At 67.3% G+C, this 20,383-nt stretch carries 15 protein-coding genes and 1 pseudogene; 9 read left to right on the forward strand and 7 right to left on the reverse strand.

Annotation, left to right across the window (positions count from 1 at the left end; all coding sequences use genetic code 11):
* Positions 1–45: 45 nt before the first annotated feature.
* The gene (locus tag ACZ60G_RS32055) at positions 46–1,134 is read left to right on the forward strand and encodes a glycoside hydrolase family 76 protein (protein WP_465815009.1); all 1,089 of its coding nucleotides are present in this window, start codon (positions 46–48) and stop codon (positions 1,132–1,134) included.
* A 3-nt stretch (positions 1,135–1,137) separates the two neighbouring features.
* Here the strand turns inward: ACZ60G_RS32055 and ACZ60G_RS32060 are convergent, their stop codons facing one another.
* Both ACZ60G_RS32060 and ACZ60G_RS32065 read right to left on the reverse strand, forming a co-directional pair.
* A complete protein-coding gene (locus ACZ60G_RS32060; RefSeq protein WP_465815011.1) occupies positions 1,138–1,821 on the reverse strand; it encodes a DedA family protein in 684 nt (227 codons plus the stop codon).
* Between the two features lie 19 nt (positions 1,822–1,840).
* On the reverse strand, positions 1,841–2,500 hold the full coding sequence (locus ACZ60G_RS32065) for a DedA family protein (RefSeq protein ID WP_465815013.1): 660 nt from the start codon (positions 2,498–2,500) through the stop codon (positions 1,841–1,843).
* Positions 2,501–2,824: 324 nt separating this feature from the next.
* Here ACZ60G_RS32065 and fbaA point away from each other — a divergent pair, with 324 nt between their 5' ends.
* Entirely contained in the window at positions 2,825–3,859 is a 1,035-nt protein-coding gene (gene fbaA / locus ACZ60G_RS32070; RefSeq protein WP_465815015.1) for a class II fructose-bisphosphate aldolase, read from the forward strand.
* Positions 3,860–3,890: 31 nt separating this feature from the next.
* Positions 3,891–5,009: a BTAD domain-containing putative transcriptional regulator gene (locus ACZ60G_RS32075; RefSeq protein ID WP_465814907.1), complete on the forward strand. Its 1,119-nt coding sequence runs from the start codon at positions 3,891–3,893 to the stop codon at positions 5,007–5,009.
* 4 nt (positions 5,010–5,013) lie between these two features.
* On the opposite strand, the gene ACZ60G_RS32080 is transcribed toward ACZ60G_RS32075, so the two are convergent.
* Positions 5,014–5,352: an excalibur calcium-binding domain-containing protein gene (locus ACZ60G_RS32080; RefSeq protein WP_465814909.1), complete on the reverse strand. Its 339-nt coding sequence runs from the start codon at positions 5,350–5,352 to the stop codon at positions 5,014–5,016.
* 486 nt (positions 5,353–5,838) lie between these two features.
* On the opposite strand from ACZ60G_RS32080, the gene ACZ60G_RS32085 reads away from it, so the two are divergent.
* On the forward strand, positions 5,839–7,293 hold the full coding sequence (locus ACZ60G_RS32085) for a DUF4185 domain-containing protein (protein ID WP_465815017.1): 1,455 nt from the start codon (positions 5,839–5,841) through the stop codon (positions 7,291–7,293).
* Between the two features lie 10 nt (positions 7,294–7,303).
* Here the strand turns inward: ACZ60G_RS32085 and ACZ60G_RS32090 are convergent, their stop codons facing one another.
* Positions 7,304–8,374, reverse strand: coding sequence for a fused (3R)-hydroxyacyl-ACP dehydratase subunits HadA/HadB (locus ACZ60G_RS32090; protein ID WP_465814911.1), 1,071 nt, complete (start codon positions 8,372–8,374; stop codon positions 7,304–7,306).
* 116 nt (positions 8,375–8,490) lie between these two features.
* Positions 8,491–9,957 (reverse strand): Rv0361 family membrane protein, encoded by a 1,467-nt coding sequence (locus tag ACZ60G_RS32095; protein ID WP_465814913.1) that lies wholly within the window; start codon positions 9,955–9,957, stop codon positions 8,491–8,493.
* A 1,869-nt stretch (positions 9,958–11,826) separates the two neighbouring features.
* On the opposite strand from ACZ60G_RS32095, the gene ACZ60G_RS32100 reads away from it, so the two are divergent.
* Positions 11,827–12,276, forward strand: coding sequence for a DUF3151 domain-containing protein (locus tag ACZ60G_RS32100; RefSeq protein WP_040696903.1), 450 nt, complete (start codon positions 11,827–11,829; stop codon positions 12,274–12,276).
* 48 nt (positions 12,277–12,324) lie between these two features.
* Positions 12,325–13,428, forward strand: coding sequence for an FUSC family protein (locus ACZ60G_RS32105; RefSeq protein ID WP_465815019.1), 1,104 nt, complete (start codon positions 12,325–12,327; stop codon positions 13,426–13,428).
* Positions 13,429–13,722: 294 nt separating this feature from the next.
* On the opposite strand, the gene ACZ60G_RS32110 is transcribed toward ACZ60G_RS32105, so the two are convergent.
* Both ACZ60G_RS32110 and ACZ60G_RS32115 read right to left on the reverse strand, forming a co-directional pair.
* A complete protein-coding gene (locus tag ACZ60G_RS32110) occupies positions 13,723–14,508 on the reverse strand; it encodes a site-2 protease family protein (protein ID WP_465814915.1) in 786 nt (261 codons plus the stop codon).
* A gap of 2 nt (positions 14,509–14,510) precedes the next feature.
* Entirely contained in the window at positions 14,511–15,173 is a 663-nt protein-coding gene (locus ACZ60G_RS32115) for a hypothetical protein (RefSeq protein WP_465814916.1), read from the reverse strand.
* Between the two features lie 301 nt (positions 15,174–15,474).
* Between ACZ60G_RS32115 and ACZ60G_RS32120 the strand changes: the two genes are divergently transcribed.
* The 3 genes and pseudogenes from ACZ60G_RS32120 to ACZ60G_RS32130 form a co-directional block, all read left to right on the forward strand.
* The gene (locus ACZ60G_RS32120) at positions 15,475–16,764 is read left to right on the forward strand and encodes an adenylosuccinate synthase (protein WP_040696877.1); all 1,290 of its coding nucleotides are present in this window, start codon (positions 15,475–15,477) and stop codon (positions 16,762–16,764) included.
* A gap of 81 nt (positions 16,765–16,845) precedes the next feature.
* A complete protein-coding gene (locus tag ACZ60G_RS32125; protein ID WP_465814918.1) occupies positions 16,846–19,455 on the forward strand; it encodes a helix-turn-helix transcriptional regulator in 2,610 nt (869 codons plus the stop codon).
* A gap of 8 nt (positions 19,456–19,463) precedes the next feature.
* Positions 19,464–20,363 (forward strand): annotated as a pseudogene (locus tag ACZ60G_RS32130) (AraC family transcriptional regulator); the annotation flags it as partial.
* Positions 20,364–20,383 lie beyond the last annotated feature (20 nt).

Genomic DNA, 20,383 nt, shown 5'->3' on the forward strand with positions numbered 1-20,383 from the left:
CGCGATGCTGCCCCCACGCCCGCGCTGTGGTCCGAGCGCGCGGATATGGCCGAATCCGCGATCGTCTCTCGGCACCTACGCGCGCTATGGGCCGTCCCGGGAACCGAATTGGGTGTCGTCGGTTGGCCGGCGACCCGTCGTGAGCGGGCCTTCGCGTCCTGGCACTACTGGTGGCAGGCGCATCTGATCGACTGCGCGGTCGATGCCGCCAACCGGGTGCCGACGCCGACGCGACGCAACCGCATCGCCGCGATCGCGCGGGCGCATCGGCTGCGCAATATCACCGGCTGGACCAATAACTACTACGACGATATGGCCTGGCTGGCAATCGCTTTGGAGCGTGCCGAGCGGACCCAGGGCATCACCGAGGCGCGCGGCGGTCTGATCGCACTCGAGAAGGAGCTGTACGGCGCCTGGGATCCGGCGCGTGGCGGCGGTGTGCCATGGCGGGTCGGCGCGGACTATTTCAACGCCCCCGCCAACGGACCGGCCGCGATCGCGCTGCTGCGCCTCGGCCGCCACGTCCGCGCGCAGGAAATGGCGGACTGGATCGATGCGACGTTGTACGACAAGGAATCCGGCCTGATCCTGGACGGCATCCACCTGCCCTCCGGCGAGATCGAGAGCCCGACCTTCACCTATTGCCAGGGCGTGGTGCTCGGCCTGGAGGCCGAACTCGCGGTGCACACCGGCGAGCCGCGCCACAGCGAACGGGTACACCGGCTGCTCACCGCGGTCGAGGAGCAGATGACCACCAATGGGGTGATCAATGGCGGCGGTGGCGGCGACGGCGGCCTGTTCAACGGAATCCTGGCCCGCTATCTCGCGGTGGTCGCGCTGATGCTGCCCGGCGATGAGCGCGAACAGGTGGCCGATCGTCGGACCGCGGCGGCCATTGTGCGCGCCAGCGCCGCGGCCGCCTGGGCGAACCGGCTCGACGTCGAGGGCGAACCGCTGTTCGGGCACGACTGGAGCAAACCCGCCCAGTTACCCGGCGGCCGGTCCGATGCCGGACATTTCACCGCGGGCGGTTCGGTGACCTCCTCGCGGGTGCCCGAACGCGATATGTCGGTGCAACTGTCGGGCTGGCTGCTGATGGAAGCGGCCTACCAGGTCAGCGCCGCCGGGTTGTAGGCGTCAGCACTCGGACTCCAGCACGCCGGTGGGCGCGGTTTCGAAATCGAAATCCTCGGCGGGTTTGGCGATCTCCTGGCGGTAGTGCCGGATGCCGATGGCGGTTCCGATGATCAGCCCGACCACCAGGGTTCCGATGACACCTGGCATCAGCCACGGGACACGGTCCAGGAAACTGCCCGCGTAGTAGCCGATGAGCAGCAGCACCGGCGCCCAGATAATGGCGCCGACCGTGCTGGCTACGGTGTACTTGCGGTGATCCATCCGCGCCGCGCCCGCGACCATCGGGCACAGCGTGCGCACCCAGGGGATCCAGCGCGCAATGAGCACCGCGAGGAAACCGTGCCGCTGTAGCAGGTCGGTGACTCGCTGCAGATTGCGGGTGTTGATGTAGCGGCCGTTTTTCCTGGCCACCAGATGATGGCCGGTGCGATGCCCGATGACGTAGCCGACCTGGTTGCCCGCGATGGCCGCGATCATCGTGCCGATGGACAGCGCCCAGACGTGGGCTTCGCCCGCGGCGTTGGAGGCCATCACGATGCCCGCGGTGATGAGCATCGAGTCGCCGGGCAGGAACAACCCGATGATCAACGCGCATTCGAGGAAGACGAAGGTCAGCACCACCGTCCAGACGAGCGCGGGTCCCGCCGAGGTCAGCGGATCGAAACTGCCCACTGCTAGGGGCAACTGCGCCGTGGCCACCGGCTCAGTGGGTCGGCTCGTTCGTCGAGGCGGTCAGCGCGGCGTCGTCGTGCTGAGCGGCCTCGTCCGCACCGCGGTTGAGCAGCTTCTTGGCCACCGCGATGATGCCGGGCAGGATCGAGATAAGGACGATGAGCAGGAAGATCGGCTCGATGTTCTTGCGAATGAATTCGATATTGCCGAGGAAGTAGCCGAGCACCGTGACACCGCCGCCCCACAGGACGGCGCCGACGATGTCGAAGGTGACGAACTTGCGGTAATCCATCTTGGACACACCCGCCAGCACCGGCATGAACGTGCGCACGATCGGCACGAATCGGGCCAGGATGATCGTCTTCGGCCCGTGCTTTTCGAAGAAGGCATGCGTCTCGGTGACGTAATGCTTCTTGAACAACCGGGTGTCTTCCTTGTGGAACAGTGCGGGCCCGATCGCCCTGCCGATCCAATACGCGCATTGATCACCGGCGAAGGCGGTCACCATGACGGCGGGCAACAGGATCCAGATCGATACCGGCGGGTTGTCCGTGGCGGAAAGCAGGCCGCCGGTGAACAGCAGCGAATCGCCTGGGAGGATCGGGAAGAGCAGACCGGTCTCGATGAAGACGATCACCAGGATCGCCGGGAGCACCGCGTTCTTGAGCCACGTCTCCGTAAGCAGGTGCATCGGGTCCAGCAACTGGGTCAATGCGACGTTGCTCGTCACCGATTCTGTCGCTGCCAGCAGAATCACGCGGCCTCCTGTCCCGGGTACGGCTGGCCTGCATTGCTTGCCACCGCATCGGAAGCTGCCAGCGCAATTACGCGGCCAACAGTACCGGGTCCAACTGAGAAACCTCTTGCTGTGCGAAAAGTTCGCTTCGTCCGACCGGCCGGTCCGTATTGTCAACCCGCCGCACAGAGCGGTCCCCGCACATCGCGCGAAAGCCCGCTGGCCTACTCTGTGGGCTGACAGAATTGTCTTTTGCCGCACAACACGGAGGTCTTCACAGTGCCCATCGCGACTCCGGAGGTCTACGCCGAGATGCTCGGTCGGGCCAAAGCGAACTCCTTTGCCTTCCCGGCCATCAACTGCACCTCCTCGGAAACCATCAACGCGGCCATCAAGGGCTTCGCCGACGCGGGCAGCGATGGCATCATCCAGTTCTCCACCGGCGGCGCGGAGTTCGGTTCGGGCCAGGGTGTGAAGGATATGGTCGTCGGCGCGGTCGCGCTGGCCGAATTCGCGCATGTGATCGCCGCGCGCTACGACGTGACCATCGCGCTGCACACCGACCACTGCCCCAAGGACAAGCTGGACACCTTCGTGCGGCCGCTGATCGCCATCTCTCAGGAGCGGGTGAACGCGGGCAAGCACCCGCTGTTCCAGTCGCATATGTGGGACGGCTCGGCGATCCCGATCGACGAGAACCTGGAGATCGCCAAGGAGCTGCTCAAGGCGACCAACGCCGCGAACATCATCCTCGAGGTCGAGATCGGCGTCGTCGGCGGTGAAGAGGACGGTGTCGAGGCCGAGATCAACGAGAAGCTCTACACCTCCCCCGAGGACTTCCAGAAGACCATCGACGCGCTCGGCTCGGGCGAGAACGGCAAGTACCTGCTCGCCGCGACCTTCGGCAATGTGCACGGCGTGTACAAGCCGGGCAATGTGGTGCTCAAGCCCGAGGTGCTGGCCGAGGGGCAGCGCGTCGCGGCGGCCAAGCTGGGTCTGGCGGCGGACGCGCAGCCGTTCGATTTCGTCTTCCACGGCGGCTCGGGCTCGCTGAAGTCGGAGATCGAGGATGCGCTGCGCTTCGGCGTGGTGAAGATGAACGTCGACACCGACACCCAGTACGCGTTCACCCGGCCGGTGGCCGCGCACATGTTCACCAACTACGACGGTGTGCTCAAGATCGACGGCGAGGTCGGCAACAAGAAGGCCTACGATCCGCGCAGCTACCTGAAGAAGGCCGAATCGGCCATGGCGGCACGTGTCGTCGAGGCGTGCAATGATCTGAAGTCCGCGGGTCGCTCGATCAGCGCCTGACCCTATTTACCCTTCGGGGGGCATTGAGCACATGGTTTTGGATGTGCGCGTGCTCGGGCCCGTTCGACTGCTCGTCGGTGGTGAACCGGTGGCGGTCGGCGGGCCCAAGCCGCGAGCCTTGCTCGCCGCGCTGACCGTCAATCGACGGCGTGCGGTGGCTTCGGCTGCGCTGGCCGATATGGTCTGGAACGAGGATCCGCCCGATTCCTACGCCGCCAGCCTGCAGGTATTCGTCTCGAATATCCGTAAGGCACTGCGTAATTCGGGTGTGGATCCGGCCCTGGTGCTGCGCACCGAATCATCCGGTTATCGACTCGAGATCCCGGAGGATGCCTGCGATCTCGGCCGCTTCGAGGCGGCCAGGGATGCGGGCACCCGCGCCGCCGAGGTCGGCGACCATGTGGGCGCGTCGCAACTGCTCGGAGCCGCGTTGCGCGAGTGGAGCGGCCGGGCACTGGCCGATCTGGCCGGATTGCAGTTCGCCGACGGTTTCGCGACCGCGATGGACGAGGAGCGGCTGCAGGCCGCCTCGGCTCGTATCGATGCCGAAATCGCATGTGGGCGTGCGTCATCGGTGATCGGCGAGTTGGTCTCGATGACCAATGAGCATCCGCTGCGCGAACCGCTGTGGGGTCAGCTGATCACCGCACTGTACCTATCCGGCCGACAGGCCGATGCGCTGGACGCGTGCCGTCGGGTGCGCACGGTGCTCGCGGACGAACTCGGTATCGATCCGGGGCCGGTCCTGGTCGATCTCGAACAGCGGGTGCTGCGGCAGGAACCGCTGAGCACGATGGAACTCAAGCGCACCGAGCGGCTGGCCGCGGCGATGACCGAGACGGTCACCGAGATGCCGCGTGCGGTCCGCAGCGGTCAGCTGCGCATGCCGGACGGCCGGGTCACGGCAATCGCGCAGGGCGGCATGCGAATCGGCCGGATGACCGATAACGATCTGGTCCTCGACGATCCGAAGGCCAGTCGCTACCACGCGCACATCATGCCGAGCCGGGCCGGGTTGCTGATCAAGGATCTGCATTCGGCCAACGGCGTGTACGTCAACGACGAGGCGATCGAGAGCGGCGCGCTGCTCGCCGACGGCGACAATATCCGCATCGGCGCAACGGTTCTGGTGTTCCAGGCCGTCCAGTAATCGCTCAGTCGCAGGCGATGCCGTCCCCATCCGGATCCAGATACGGGTTGTAACCGGGCTGACCGCGATAGAGCGGCAACTTCCCCTCGGCCCGAACCTGATCGCAATCGGTGTAGTACCCCGGCGACTCCTCCTCCTTCGACTTCTCCGGTGGCGGCACATTCGACCCCTTCGGCCCCGGCCGATAGGACGGCACCGGAAGCGAACTATCGGGCCCGGCAACGAATTGGACGGCAGACGAATCGGCGGCGGCGATCGGCGACGCGATCGAGAGGCCGCCGATCACCAGACCGGCGGCACCGAGCACAGGTACAACGTGGCGACAGATCAGTGAAGCTTTCACATTCTCCATCGTGCTCCGCTTTCGGGCCGGTGTCCGTGTGGTGGGATAAGTACCTACCGGAGGCCCTTTGCTCCGTTCCCTGAAACATGTCGAAACATCCCAGAGACCTGACGGATTACTCTGCAGGGTTGGCCTGCAACCGGAGTCGCAGGTCTGCTCGTGGCAGTACCACCGCCTGGCCTCAGCCGGGTCTTACACGGTTTCCAGCGAGCTTTCAATGTCCGACGCAACTCGCCTGGACGATGACGCAATGTAACGAATAATCGACTGGCAGTTTGGTTTTCGCCGCCATCCGACTGGGCTCGAATCTGCACCACGATGTCACGTTCTGGCGCCAAACGGTGACTGCTACAAGTGGGAGTCGGTCGGTAAGTCGGGCGGGGCGAAGCGGGCAAAACGGGTAGGGTCGGGCGCTGGTGCATAGCATCGCGGAGAGCATTGATGCGGCGGGTGTCCAATTTTGCGCGAGATATCGAGGGGTTGCGGATGGCTCGGCGGTGGGTTGCGGTGTTCGGTGTGGTCGTATGTGCGGCCGGGGCGTTGACGTGCGCGGTACGAGCCGGTGCCGCGCCGGAGGAGGCGGGGCCGGTGGCGGGGCCGTGTGTGACGGATCCGCCCGCGACGCATGAAGGCTTGGTACCCAAGACCCTCGACGTGCCGATTCCGTATCCGGTGATCACCGTACTGCCGCCGGATCGGCCCGAACCCGCGCCGGTTCGGACGCAGATGCAGTTGCCGTCGGATCCCTGCACGAATCCGTGCCCGGATCTGACCGACTTACCGGCACTGCCACCGAGTCCGGCGAGCCAACTCGGCATTCCGGAAATTCTGTTGAGCCCCAAGCCTTTCCATTTCGCGATTCCGGGACCGGGACCGGACCCCGGTCAGGTGCCGCCGCCTCCGCCGCGGGTGGATCCGTCGACCGAGCCCGCCCCTTCGACTGCGGCTCGGCCGACACCGCGGGTCGGCGCGGTCACCGAGGTGGCCAAGCAGACCGGCGCGAATTCGGTCAATCGGACCGATAAGCGCTGGCAGGTTGATGGCACCGATCTCGGCATCATGTGGGAGAGCGCGCCGGGTGAGATCGCAACCGCCTTCGGTGACACCATCGGACGCGGCTTCCATCCACCGGGCGGAATGGGATCGGATTGGCGCAGCAATGTGCTCGCATTCAGCACCGATCGCGATCTCACCGACGGCATGACCTACGACCGGATGGTGACCGACGACCGCTGCCACGCGGCCGAGGTGCTCTCCAGCCGCAAACTCGACAATATCGAGGTCACCACGATTCCGACCTCCGGATTCGCACTCGGTGCGCGGCAGTACCTGAGCTATATGTCGATTCGCACCTGGAACAGCATTCCGGGCACGTTCTTCACCAATTACGGCGGCATCGCCTATTCCGATGATCACGGTCAGACGTGGACCAAGGATCCCTACGCGCGTTGGGACAACATCTTCGGCCTCGCGAATTTCCAAGTGAGCGCGATGGTTCCGCAGGGCGACTACGTGTACATGTTCGGCACGCCCAATACCCGCCTCGGCTCGGTCGGCCTCGCACGAGTGCCGAAGGATCAGCTCCTCAACACCACCGCATATCAGTACTGGCGAGACGGAAACTGGACTCCGGTAGGCGGATTCGGCTCCGCCAGCCCGATCGTCGACGCGCCCGTCGGTGAGTTGTCGGTGCGCTTCGACGCCTCCCGAAACGTCTGGCAGATGAGCTATTTGGATACCGCGAAAGCGGCACTGGTCGTCCGCGAAGCGAATTCACCGCAGGGCGTATGGTCCGATGGCACACCGACGGTGACGGTGCGCGAATATCCCGAGTTGTACGGCGGATTCATCCACCCCTGGTCCTCGGGTTCGGACCTGTACTTCAACGTTTCGACCTGGAGCGACTACAACGTCTATCTCGTGCACGCCACCATCGAATGAGGTTACGCAGCTAGGCGAAGCGAACCTCGGCGATGGCCCGGCCGAAGAGTTTGCGGCCCTCCGAACTACCCGCGAGCACGATGGTCGCGGTCCGTCTACGCGGATCGAGCGATTTGATCTTCCCGCTGAATTCGACGGCGCTGGGCGCCTCGGCGGTCACCGGAACGAATCCGGAGAACCGCACGCTGAACTTTTCGATGGCGGTCGGATCACCGAGCCAGGAGGTCAGATAATCACCGGCCAGGCTCATGGTCAGCATGCCGTGCGCCACCACGGTCGGCAGTCCGGCCAGCTGGGCCGCGCGCTCGCTGAAGTGAATCGGGTTGGGATCGCCGGAAACGCCCGCATAGTTGGTCAGATCACCGCGCGTCACCTGCGCGGTCTCGGCCGGGAGCTGATCGCCGACGGCAAGCTGGTCGAAGTCCGGGAGCGAGCGCACGGATGCGCTCCGCACCGCGGGCTGTCCGGGGGGTGGGGCATCCGCGGGCACCGCGACCAGCGGGCCGCTGTCCGGCACCGCGATATCACCTACGGTGACCGGGCGCGCGTGCATCATGATGTTCTCGACGGCGGCCGCGATATTCGGATCCACCTCGACACCGCGGCGCGCCACGATGGTGGTCGAACCCGACACCACGATCTCGCCCTGCTGGTTGGTCAGCGAGAAGGTCACCAGGATGAAGTCGTTATCGCCGAACTGGCGGATCGAGTCGATCACGATCTCGGTGCTGAGCCGGTCGCCCGCCAGGATCGGGCGGGTGAGCTCGAAGACCTGGTCGGTCTGCAGGATCTGGGACAGGTCGTATTCGGTGAGCACCGTATCCAGCAGGACCCTGGTCGCATTGATGCCGATGACCGAGGCGAAGGTCGGCGGCGCGATGATGCCGTCGTAACCGAGCTCGAGCGCATCGGTTTCGGAGTAATGCGCACCGTGGCGACTCTGCGTCGCGCGGGCGAACTCGCGGACCTTCTCCCGGCCGACCGAATAGTGTTCGCGCACCCGGAACCGGCTTCCCGCCAGCGTGGCTGTCCGCTCGACCACTTCGACTTCCGGCTTTTCGATTGTCTGCTCCCTGACCATGATCCGGGCCATGCTACTGGCGAACCGGTCCCATGACCAGGTGAGTGTGACGTTCGCTACCGGTTAGAGGGCTTACCTTTTGGTTATGTCCTGCTGGACTCGGCGTCACCGTTCGGCTAGGGCGTCCCGGCACTCGGCGGGTCACAGACCTTCCAGCCGTCGGCGGTCTGCTCCAGATCGAAAGTCCGCGCCGAGCGCTTCGTCGGATCGGCGTCGGTGTACACGGTGGCCTGCGCGATCGCCGTCTTATCTGTGATCTTGATCGCATCGACGCTCGCCACCACGGGAATGTTCTTGCGATCCATCGACAGCTGGTGCACGCCCGCGAATTGGTCCGCCGCAATGCCCTGATAGAAGTCGTGCAACTGTCCGCAGGTGGTGTTGCGCAGCGCCGCGAGATCGCCGGATTTCAGCGCCTGGGTGTAATCGGTGATGGTGGCGCGCACCTTGGCCTCCGGGGAGTTGTCGCCCCGGCCCCCGATGAGCGCGACCGCGAGCCCGATCACCGCGATGAGCGCCACCGCGGCCGCACCGAGGAACAACCAGCGCTTCGAGCGCTCGGCCGGTGCCTCGGCGGCCGCCGGTTGCTGACCGGGCGGCGTGATTCGCTGCGGCTGGGCCATCCGTGATCCGGTGACCGGCTGCGCGGGTCGAGTCAGCTGGGTGTCCGCGGGTGACGGGGCCGACGCGACCTGCCGCGGCCGTCCCGGCCCGCGCGGTGCGGAGGGTGCGGTCTCCTCGACCCCCGGCCCACTCTGCGAAGGTCCCTGCGCCCCAGCCTGTTTCGGACCCGCCGCCGGACGTGGTGTGCTCGGCGGCTTGGTGATCGGACCGGGCCGCGCCGCGGGCGGAACGACGCGGTCGGTACCGGGCTTGGTCCCGGCATCGGTCCGCATTCGCTCCGTGGCGTCCTTGTCGGCCGGCTTCTGAATCGGCAGCGCGACGGTCTGCTCGGCATCCAGCTTCGAAATCACCGGCATGGCGACGGTCTTGTCGTCCGCGCCCGCCAAATCCGGCTCATCCTGCGTCGGAGCAGCAGTCGCTTCCTTCGCGGTCGACTTCGCCTTTGGATCGATCCGTCGCATCACCATGGTCGCCGCATCCGCACCCGCGGCATCGTCGACCTTGTCGGTCGCAGGCTTGGCTGCAGCCGAATCCCGCTGGATTACAGCGGTTTCCGCAGCGGATCCGGTCGCCGATACGGGGGCGTCACCGGGTGAGGGGGTTTCAGACGGTGGCTCAGCTCCCGTCGGAGTTGTCGATTTGGCCGCACTTGATGCGGTCGCCCCTGCGGTGGGTGCCGCGGACCCGTCGGCCGGGTCGGCGTCGGATCCAGCGGCGGCCGCGGCGTCAGTTCCACCGGCCGCAGCAGCAGCGGCGGACTTCGCCGTACCGGCAGCAGACTGGGCGGCAGGACCACCTCGTTTGATCACGACGGTCGGTGCATTCGGCCCGGAGCCAGTATTGGCTGCTCCGCCGGAGCCGCCAACTGGCGTCCCCTGACCCGGGGCTGCCGCACCCGGCGCCTTCGTGGAAGCCGCCTTGCCCTCGACGCCACCACGCGAGATCTCCGTGGTCTTCACCTCGGAATTCGCCGCGTCACCCCCGGACCGTGTGGCATCGGCAGCTGCGCCCGGTTTCGCGGAACCGGGCGCAGCCGAGGCCGCGCCGCCATCCCGCTGGCCAGCGCCACCCGGCCTGGTTCCGCCGCCGGGCGCCGAAGCAGGTGAGGCTGTGCCACTGTCTCGCTGGCCTGCACCGCCCGGCCCGGTTGCGCCGCTCTGTGCAGGTCCAGATGGAGCCGCGCCGCGATCTCCCTGGCCCGCGCCGCGGGGCGCGGGAGCCGATGAGCCGCCACTTCGCTGGGTCGCGCCGCCGGGGTTGGTTGCGCCGCTCGGCGTGGAAGCAGGTGAGGCTGTGCTGCTGTCTCGCTGGCCTGCGCCGCCCGGCCCGGTTGCGCCACCCCGCGGTGGTCCAGATGAGGCTGCGCCGCCACCTCGCTGGCCCACGCTGCCCGGGTTTGCTGCGCCGGCGGGCGCGGGAGCAGGTGAGGCTGTGCTGCTGTCTCGCTGGCCCGCACCGCCTGGCTTTGTTGCGTTACCCGGCGTGGGAGCAGATGGGCTGCCGCCACCTCGCTGGCCCGCACCGCCGGAGTTGGTTGCGCCGCCCGGCGTGGGAACGGATGAGGCGCCGCTATCTCGTTGGCCTGCGCCGCCCGGCCTAGTTGCGCTGCCTGGCCTGGTTGCGTTACTCGGTGTGGGAGCAGATGGACTGCCGCCACTTCGCTGGGTCGCGCCGCCGCGGTTGGTTGCGCCGCTCGGCGTGGAAGCAGGTGAGGCTGTGCCGCTGTCTCGCTGGCTTGCGCCGCCCGGCCCGGGGGCGCCACTCGGCGTTTGAACGGATGGTGTTGCGCCGACACCTTTTTGGCCCCCGCCGCCCGGATTGGCTGTCTTGCCCGGCGCGGGGGCAGGCGAGGTGCTGCCGCTATCTCGTTGGCCTGCGCCGCGTGCTGCGGTTGCGGTGCCCGGCCTGGTTGCGTTGCCCGGCGCGGGTGGCGAGGCTGCGCCGGTATCTCGCTGGCCCTGCCTTGTGACGTCGCTCGCCGTCTGAGCGGATGGGGCTGCGCCGCCAGGCCGTTGACCTGCGCCACCCGGGGCGGATGTTGATGACGGCGCATTGGTTGGGCTGGGTGCCGCGGGCTTTCCGAGCGCGGCGATGTCCCCGGTCGCCGCACCCGACCGCCCGGGCGACGGCTGCTTCGGCGACGAAGCTGCAGGAACTGGCCGCGTCGGTGCGCTGGCCGCACCTTCTTTCGCAGCCGAACCGCTTCCCGATGGCGAACCGGATCCCCGGGATACGCTCGGCCCCGACGAGGCGGGGGCCGGTCGGGTTGGAGCAGTGGCCGCGCCGGCGCCGCCCGAAGCACCAGGCCCCGAGGGGGTGCCGGAGCCTGTGGCCGGACCAGGGCGTGTGGGGGCGTTGGAGCTGGGCCCTGACGGTGAGGGGAACGGTCGGGTCGCGTCAGCCGCGCTTTCCTTCGCGTCGGCCCCGGCTCCCGAGGGGCTTCCCGTCCCCGGCTGGGTGCCGGAGCCTGTGGCCGGACCGGGGCGCGAGGGCGCACCCCGTTCGGAGGGGTTGGGCGATGTGGGTGTCCGGTCTGCGGGCGCGGCTGGGCGCGGGTCAGCCGCCGCTTCGGCGGGGCGGCCGGCATTTTGTGCCGGGCTCTTCTCGTCGTTCGGGTCGGACACCTATAACCCCTCGGTCGGGCGGAACAGTTGAACTCGACGGCCAGCCTAGCCAGCAATTCCATCGACTGTCAGGATTCCCCTGCGCCGTACTCCGCCTCGCCCGGCTCGACATCGGCGGGTGGACGGGAGAGGTGGGCTGGGCACTGCTCAGCCAGGGGAACGCCGTGTCGGCGCGACACGCGCGCGCAGTGCACAATGAACCGCATGACCTCGTTCGGTGACTTGCTCGGACCGCAACCGGTACTCCTGCCCGAAGACTCCGATGCGGAGGAGGCGCTGCTGAACAATGCCGATCCGGTGCAGGTCGCGGCCGCGCATCCGTCGGCCTCGATCGCCTGGGCCCATCTCGCCGAGGCCGCGTTGGAGCGTGGCGGGGCCGAGGGCGATACGCAGGTGGTCAATCACGACATCGTCGCCGCGTACGCGTTCGCGCGCACCGGCTACCACCGCGGCCTTGACCTGTTGCGGCGCAATGGCTGGAAGGGTTTCGGGCCGGTGCCGTGGAGCCACGAACCCAATCGCGGTTTCCTACGCAGTGTGGCCGCACTGGCCAGGGCGGCCAGGGCAGTCGGCGAGACCGAAGAGTACGCACGCTGCCTCGATCTGCTGGAAGACTGCGACCCGCGCGCCGCAGGTGAGCTCGGCCTCGACTAACAGTTGATCGACCCGAATTCCCCGGTGGGCGTCGCCCGCGACAGCAGCATGGAGAAGCTGCGCAGCTCGTGGGCGCGGTTGCGATTGTCCGCGCTGCCGATTCTGCAGTGCGCGGTCGGCGCGGCGCTGGCCTGGTTTATCGCGCACACAATAGTCGGGCACACCCAGCCCTTTTTCGCACCGACCGCGGCCGTGGTCTCGATCGGCATTTCGTTCGGCGCCCGGCTGCGCAGGTCGGTGGAGTTGGTGGTCGGCGTCGCGGTCGGCATCGGTATCGGCGACCTGTTCATCACCCGCGCGGGGACCGGCGTCTGGCAGATCGCCCTCGTTGTCGCGGTGGCCATGGCGCTGGCGGTATTCCTGGACGGCGGTTCGATCATCACCATGCAGGCCGCCGGTTCGGCGGTGCTGGTCGCGACGCTGCTGCCGCCGTCGGCGGGCGGCGGCTTCTCGCGCATGATCGACGCGCTCGTCGGCGGGTTGGTCGGCGTGGTCGTGGTCGCGTCGATACCACTGCATCCGGTGCGTCGAGCCCGCGAGCAAGCCGCGGAAGTCCTTGCGGTACTGGCGAAGTCGTTGCACGACTGCGCCGACGGTCTGCTCGAACAGGATCCGGAGAAGATCCGCACGTCCCTGACCGCGGCCCGCGCGACCCAGCCCCAGATCGATGGATTGCGCTCCACCCTGGAGGGCGGCCGCGAGATCAGCCGGATCTCTCCGCTCTATTGGAATTCGCGCCAGCGCCTCGACCGTATCCGTGCCACTGCCGACCCGCTCGACAATGCCGTCCGCAATACGAGGGTGCTGCTGCGCCGCTCCCTCACCCTGGTCGAGGACGACGAAATCCTCGACCCGCGACTGATCGAGGGACTGGAGCGCCTGGCCCAAGCCGTCGAGGTGGTGCGCCGGATGATGCTCGCCGATCCCGGCCAGCAGCCGGATCAGGCCGAGGCCGCCCGGGTGCTGCGCGGTATAGCGAAGGCCGCGCGACCGGAACTCGTTGAGGGCGCGGGACTTTCGGCCCATGTGGTCTTCGCGCAGATGCGCTCCATGCTGGTCGATCTCATGCAGGTCTGCGGCATGCAGCGCATCTCGGCCATGGCGCTGCTGCCCCCGACGGTCCCGAATCCGCACGTGCCGCCGGAGGAATGAGCCGACTACTCAGCGGATTTCGGACATATCTCCGCCGCTGCGGAACCGCATGCTCGGCCCCCGGCACCCGAATCACGATCTTCACGTAGTCCGCTACTCGTGTTCGCGGCTGCCTGCGGTCATAGCCTCGAGAGGCAACCGCGGTTACGAGGGGTAGCGCGGTTGGGACGCTTCGCCCGACGGCGAACCGCCCTACCGGCCATTGGTGTGGTGGCCGGGCGGGTACGGGCGCGCAGCGGTCGTGCGAAGAGGTCGCCCGGTCCGGGAGGTCGGATCGGGCGGCCGGGACATCGGCTAGGTCCAGAACCGTGTCAGCCAGCTGCCGTACCGCGACCAGTCCGCATCGACCCCGGACAACTCGTACAGCGAGTACACCGCATCGAAGAACACCTTGTTGATCGACGGCGTGAAGAGCAGCGCGAACAGGATCAGCATTCCGAACGGCTTGAACTGATCGAGCGCCCGCCGGGTCTGATAACTCAGCGACGGCTCGACCACGCCGTATCCGTCCAACCCGGGCAGCGGCAGAATGTTCAAAAGCGTTGCGGTGATCTGCAGAAACGCCAGAAAGCTCAGGCCGTACCAGAACGCGCGATGCGAAGTGTCACTGCCGAAGAACCGCACGACCACCAGCAGCAGCACCGCGCATACCGCATTCACCGCGGGTCCGGCGCCGCTGATGATCCGCTGCATGCGCGCGCTCACGTTGTGCGTGTGCACGTACACCGCACCGCCCGGCAAGCCGATACCACCGAGTGCGATGAACACCATCGGCAACACGATCGACAGCAGCGGATGGCTGTATTTCAGCGGATTCAGGGTGAGATAACCCCGCAACTCGACCTCGCGATCGCCGGCCCGCCACGCCGTGTACGCATGCGCGAATTCGTGCAGGCACAGCGTGACGATCCAGCCGAATACGACGAGCAGAAATACCCCGAACTTCGCCCGCGTCGACTGCACGTCGGCGTCCCATGCGAGCACGCCACCGGCCACCGCGATCGCGATCACCAGCAGGAATATCGGGCTCGGCCGCCGCGAAACACCCGATGCGGGGCGGCCGTCTCTCGGGAAACGCATCGTCAACGCACCAGCAGCCAGTTTTCGTGATGCCGATAGAACGACGATCGCGGCAGCACCCGATCGTTGGCGATGCCGTCCCTGGTCACCACGGCCCCCGGCGTGCCGAGCTGTGCGGCCCGCCCTTCCAGCCAGCGGCGCCTGCGGATGATGTTCTTCTGCACGCTCGCCCGCACCCCCGGCATATCCAGCATGGGGGAGACGATCATCGCGTCGACTTTGCCGGAGAACAACTGGGCGTCGTCCACGTAGGCCTCGCCCTCGAGCTTCTCGCCACCGGGCCCGGTGATCTCGGCCCGTCCGACCAGCACGGTTCCGGTGTCGTCGCGAATCAGCGGGGTTTCGACGGGCCGGCCCTTCACCGCCCGCTTGGCGGCGGCATTGCCGGTGCCGGTCTGGTAGGCGCGCGAGCCGTAGGTCTTTTCGACGGGCACGTACCCGATCTCCACATGCAGTCGCTCGGTCCGCATCAGATGGGTCAGCACGGAGGCCAGGGCGGCATCGTCGCCGAGCACGATCAGCCGGGGCAGGCTGTCGGCGGCGAGGACGGGCAATAGCTCGTCGATGACGCTGTTTTCCGGGATGGCGGTCGTCTGCGAGAGCGGTAGCGACGCGAGGGCGATGGGTACCGGTGCGCCGTCGCAACGGAGAACGTGGGTACTCAAACTGCCGTACACCCTCCTCGGTTCGGCCGACAACCCGTCGGTCACCCTCGTCACCTGTCGGCGGACCCCTGGTCCGCCAGTGCCTCGCAACCATAGCTGTGTTTTTGGCCGCGCGGGCGCGGCGAACGGGTCGCTCGTAAGACTCGCTCCGTTGTGGGGACGTAGGTCGCGACGGTTGCCTGCGATCCGGTTCGATGCCGCCCCGAAGGACTTGGGTAGACTGTGCTTCCGGCCACCGCCTCGATACGGCAGGTAGCTGCAACAGATGGCTGTTGCGCGTCGAACCGTAGGAGACACGACCATGCCGGCAATCGTCCTGATCGGCGCCCAATGGGGCGACGAGGGCAAGGGCAAAGCAACCGATCTGCTCGGTGGCAGGTTGCAATGGGTGGTCCGGTACCAAGGCGGTAACAACGCCGGTCACACGGTCGTGCTGCCCAATGGCGACAAGTTCGCGCTGCATCTGATCCCGTCCGGCATTCTCACGCCGGGCGTGACGAACGTCATCGGCAACGGTGTCGTGGTCGATCCCGGCGTCCTGCTCGCCGAACTGGCCGGACTGGAGGAGCGCGGCGTCGATACCTCCGGCCTGCTGCTCTCGGCCGACGCGCATCTGATCATGCCGTACCACGTGGCCATCGATAAGGTCACCGAACGCTTCCTCGGCAATAAGAAGATCGGCACCACCGGTCGTGGCATCGGTCCGTGCTATCAGGACAAGGTCGCCCGCGTCGGCGTGCGCGTCGCCGATGTGCTCGACGAGAAGATCCTGACCCAGAAGGTCGAGGCGGCCCTGGAGTTCAAGAACCAGGTCCTGGTGAAGATCTACAACCGTCGCGCATTGGACCCGCAGCAGGTGGTGGATGAGGTACTCGGACAGGCGGAGAGCTTCAAGCACCGCATCGCCGACACCCGCCTGGAACTGAATCTGGCGCTCGAGCGCGGCGAAACCGTACTGCTGGAGGGTTCGCAGGGCACCCTGCTCGATGTGGACCACGGCACCTACCCGTATGTCACCTCGTCCAACCCGACCTCGGGTGGTGCGGCGGTCGGCGCGGGCGTCGGTCCCAACAAGATCACGACGGTGCTCGGCATCCTGAAGTGCTACACCACCCGCGTCGGCTCGGGTCCGTTCCCGACCGAGCTATTCGACAATTTCGGTGAATTCCTGGCCAAGCAGGGCGGCGAAGTCGGCGTGACCACCGGCCGGGCCCGCCGCTGCGGCTGGTTCGACGCGGTCATCGCGCGCTACGCGACCCGGGTCAACGGCGTCACCGACTTCTTCCTCACCAAACTGGACGTCCTGTCGAGTCTGGAGCGGGTGCCGATCTGCGTCGCCTACGAAATCGATGGCAAGCGGGTCGAGCAGATGCCGACCACGCAGACCGAATTCCACCACGCCAAGCCGATTTACGAAGAGATGCCCGGTTGGTGGGAAGACATTTCACATGTCGAGACGTTCGAGGAACTGCCCGCCAACGCTCAGGCCTATGTCTTGCGCCTGGAGGAATTGTCCGGCGCCCGCATCTCCTGTATCGGCGTCGGACCGGGGCGCGACCAGACCATTGTGCGCCACGACGTGCTCGGTTAGGGGCTGAAACAGCGGAGCCGGTGCGCCCGTTCATGGTTCGTTGTCATCGATCATGATCCGTGACGAACTACAGTAAGAGCTATGGCTCGGAACTGGCCGATGATCGAGCGCGAGACCGAGTTCGAAGCGATCCGCGCGGCACTCACCGGAACTGAATACGTCGGTGCGGTATTGACGGGCGACGCCGGAGTCGGGAAGACGACGCTGGCGAGACAGGCGACGGCTGCGGTAGGCGGCAATGTCCGGTGGGTGGCGGGTACGGAATCGGCCCGCAGCATCCCGCTGGGCGTATTCGCCCATATGGTCGGCATTTATACGGCACACGATCCGGTGACATTCATGTCCGCCGCGCGCGAGGCGCTGCTCGCCGATGGGCACGCGATCATCGGTGTCGACGACGCGCACCTGCTCGATCAGCTTTCGGCCACACTGCTGTTGCAGCTGGCCATCGATAAGGCCGCGCATATCGTCGCGACCGTGCGCAGCGGGGTGCAGGTGCCAGATGCGGTGACCTCGTTATGGAAAGACGGCCATCTGCTGCGCATCGACCTCACTCCGTTCACGCAGCAGCAGAGCGTCGATCTGGTCGAGTCCATGCTCGGTGGGCAGTTGGAAGGCTTCACGGCCAACCTGATGTGGGAGTCCTCCGGCGGAAACGCCCTATTTCTGCGGCATTTGGTGGAGGGTGCGCTGGAGGCGGGCGCGCTGCGGCAGGTGAACGGCGTCTGGCAGCTGCGCGGCCGGGCCGCGGTGACCTCGGAATTGGCTGCGCTACTGGAGGATCGGGTCGAGCAGCTGCCCGAACCGGTGCTGCGGGTGCTCGAACTGCTCACCTTCTGCGAGCCCATCGATCTCGACGTGCTCTCCGAGCTGGCGGGGGAGGAAGCCGTGGAGGCCGCCGAAACCCGCGGTCTCATCAGGGTTGTCGAGAACACCCACCAGTTGATCGTGCGCTACAACCATCCGCTGTTCGGTGAGGTCATCCGGCGCAGGCTCGGCATCGCCTCGGCCCGGCGGCTGCGCGGTCGGCTGTACTCCTCGCTGAAGGAACGGGCGATCAATTCCGCGCCGGACCGCATCCGGCTGGCCGAATTGGCCTTGGACAGCGATAAATCCGCGGATCTCGAACTCTTCGAGGCGGCTGCCGCCGATGCGATCGGGCTGGCCAATTTGCCGCTCGGTGAGCGTTTCGCCAGGGCCGCGGTGGAACGTCGCGGCGGGGTGGAGGCCGCGGATCTGCTGGCTCGGGCGCTGCTGTGGCAGGGCCATCGCATCGAGGCCGAGCGCACCCTCGCCAGCTTCGATCCGGATCAGATGAACGAGGTGCAACTGGGCCGCTGGGGCAGCACCCGGGTCTCGAACCTGTTCTGGGCCATGGGCGATGCCGAGCGTGCCGACGAGGTGCTCGCGATGCTGCGTGGCAAGGTGCAGCATCCGAAGACCATCGCCACCTTCGAGGGCCTGGCCGCGGCGTGCGCGGTCCACGAAAATCTGCTCGAGGAAGCGTTTTCCGGGGCCGAGTCGGTGATGGAGACCGAAGGCGCACCGCCGTGGGCGGTTTGGTGGGCAGCCTTCGGCGGCGGCCTGGCGCTGGCGCTGATGGGTAAGGGCGAGGCGGCGCGGCAGTACGCGACGCGTGGGCATCAGGTGGAGTCGCATATCGACGGACTCAACCGGTTCATCTCGACCCATGCCGAGGTGCTCGCGCTGATCTGCACCGGTGATCTCGAGGCCGCACGCCAGCGCGCGTCGGGGTATTTCGGCTACTCGGCACCGGGTCAGTACCTGGCGTGGGGCATGTCGAAGATCTTGCAGGGCACCGTCGACGTGGCGCAGGGCCGCTTCCTGGACGGGATCGAACATCTCGAACAGGCGCTGGCCGCGCTCACCGCCGAGGGGGCCGCCGCTTGGCACATTCCGGCGAGAATTCGTCTGGCCGAGGCATATTCGGCACTCGGGCGGGCTCCGGAGGCGGCCGAATCCATTGCCGAGGCGGCCGCTCGCGGCGGCAGGCACAGCGCGGTCTACGACCCGCAGTTGGAGATCGCGCGCGCCTGCGCGGCCGCCGCGGAAGGCACCGTCACTCCCGCCATCCGACTTGCCATGGCCGCCGCCGACGCGGCGGCGCGCGCACATCAGCACGCCATCGAGGCCATGGCACTGCACACGGCCGCCCGCTTCGGCGACCAGTCCGTGGCGGGCCGGCTCGCCGACCTGGCTGCCCGGATCGACGGCGAACTGGTGCAGGTCCAGGCCCGGCATGCGGTGGCACTCGCGGCGCACGACGGACCCGGACTCGACGCGGCCGCAGCCGAATTCGAGCGCATCGGCGCCATGCTCTCCGCCGCCGATGCCGCCGCCCAGGCCGCATCCGCCCACGAACGCGCCGGTGACCGCCGCCGCCTTCTCGAATCCGCGGCCACCGCGAACCGTCTCGCCGCGGCCTGCGGTGGTGCCGGCACGCCCGCTTTGCGCCAGGCAGCCCAGCCGTTGCCGCTGACCTCCCGCGAACGCGAAATCGCGAATCTCGTTGCGGCAGGCCTGTCCAACCGTCAGATCGCCGATCGCCTGACGGTTTCCGTCCGCACGGTCGAGGGCCACCTCTACCGCGCCTGCATCAAAATGGACGTGACCGACCGCGAGTCCCTCGGGGCGCTGATGCGTGGTGAGTCCTCCGGCGGGGTCGGCTGAGCGCGGCGGTGGACATCCTCAGCGAAACCATCGCCGCCATCCGCACCGGCAACCCGACCTCCGGCCTGTTCATCCGGCACGCACCGTGGGGCCGTGCCTATCCGGTCGTCCCCGGCGCGGGTTTCCATGTGGTGCTGCAGGGTTCGTGCTGGGCGGTACCGACCGGCGGCGAACCGATAGCTCTCGGTGTCGGCGACGTCCTGTTCATGCCGCGCGGTGCCGACCACGATCTGCTCGACCGCCTCGACAGCCCGGTCACCGAGAAGGCGCAACCGGGGGAGCCGCGCGAGATCACCGGACCGGGTGCGCGCACCGCCCTGCTGTGCGGGGCGTACGAACTCGGCAGGCAGCGCAGCCACCCGCTGCTCGACGAACTCCCCGAATTCATCCATCTCCCAGCACGTCCCGGCCGCCACCCGTCCCTGCGCGCCGCTGTCGACCTGCTCGCCGCCGAGGTCGCCGAACCGAAACAAGGCAGCGATGCAGCTGTCCCCGTCATCCTGGAAACCCTGCTCCTGTTCATGCTGCGCGCCTGGTTCGACGAACAGGCCGCCGACGAACCCGCCACCGGTTGGGCGGGGGCCTTCGCCGATCCGGCGGTCGCCGCCGCACTGCGCGCCGTACACGAAGCACCCGCACGCACCTGGACGGTCCCCGACCTCAGCGATATCGCGGGCGTCTCCCGAGCCACCCTGGCCCGCCGCTTCACCGCCACCGTCGGTGAACCACCCCTGGCCTACGTCACCCGCTGGCGCATGCTGACCGCCGCCCGCCTGCTCCGCGACACCGACAGCCCCCTCGGCGCCATCGCCCGAAAGGTCGGCTACACCTCCGAATTCGCCTTCGCCAAGGCCTTCAAACGCGAATACGGCCAGGCCCCAGGCCAATACCGCCGCGCGAACGACCAGTCCGCTGCGGAACTCGTGGA

This window comes from Nocardia sp. NPDC102475 (assembly GCF_055584605.1).

Bases quoted from the DNA above. Each gene is read 5' to 3' on its own strand.
- ACZ60G_RS32065 (WP_465815013.1), bottom strand. From the start codon at position 2,500: ATGCACCTGCTTACGGAGACGTGGCTCAAGAACGCGGTGCTCCCGGCG.
- ACZ60G_RS32100 (WP_040696903.1), top strand. From the start codon at position 11,827: ATGACCTCGTTCGGTGACTTGCTCGGACCGCAACCGGTACTCCTGCCC.
- ACZ60G_RS32085 (WP_465815017.1), top strand. From the start codon at position 5,839: ATGGCTCGGCGGTGGGTTGCGGTGTTCGGTGTGGTCGTATGTGCGGCC.
- ACZ60G_RS32125 (WP_465814918.1), top strand. From the start codon at position 16,846: ATGGCTCGGAACTGGCCGATGATCGAGCGCGAGACCGAGTTCGAAGCG.
- ACZ60G_RS32090 (WP_465814911.1), bottom strand. From the start codon at position 8,374: ATGGTCAGGGAGCAGACAATCGAAAAGCCGGAAGTCGAAGTGGTCGAG.
- ACZ60G_RS32110 (WP_465814915.1), bottom strand. From the start codon at position 14,508: ATGCGTTTCCCGAGAGACGGCCGCCCCGCATCGGGTGTTTCGCGGCGG.
- ACZ60G_RS32055 (WP_465815009.1), top strand. From the start codon at position 46: ATGGCCGAATCCGCGATCGTCTCTCGGCACCTACGCGCGCTATGGGCC.
- ACZ60G_RS32075 (WP_465814907.1), top strand. From the start codon at position 3,891: ATGGTTTTGGATGTGCGCGTGCTCGGGCCCGTTCGACTGCTCGTCGGT.
- ACZ60G_RS32105 (WP_465815019.1), top strand. From the start codon at position 12,325: ATGGAGAAGCTGCGCAGCTCGTGGGCGCGGTTGCGATTGTCCGCGCTG.
- ACZ60G_RS32120 (WP_040696877.1), top strand. From the start codon at position 15,475: ATGCCGGCAATCGTCCTGATCGGCGCCCAATGGGGCGACGAGGGCAAG.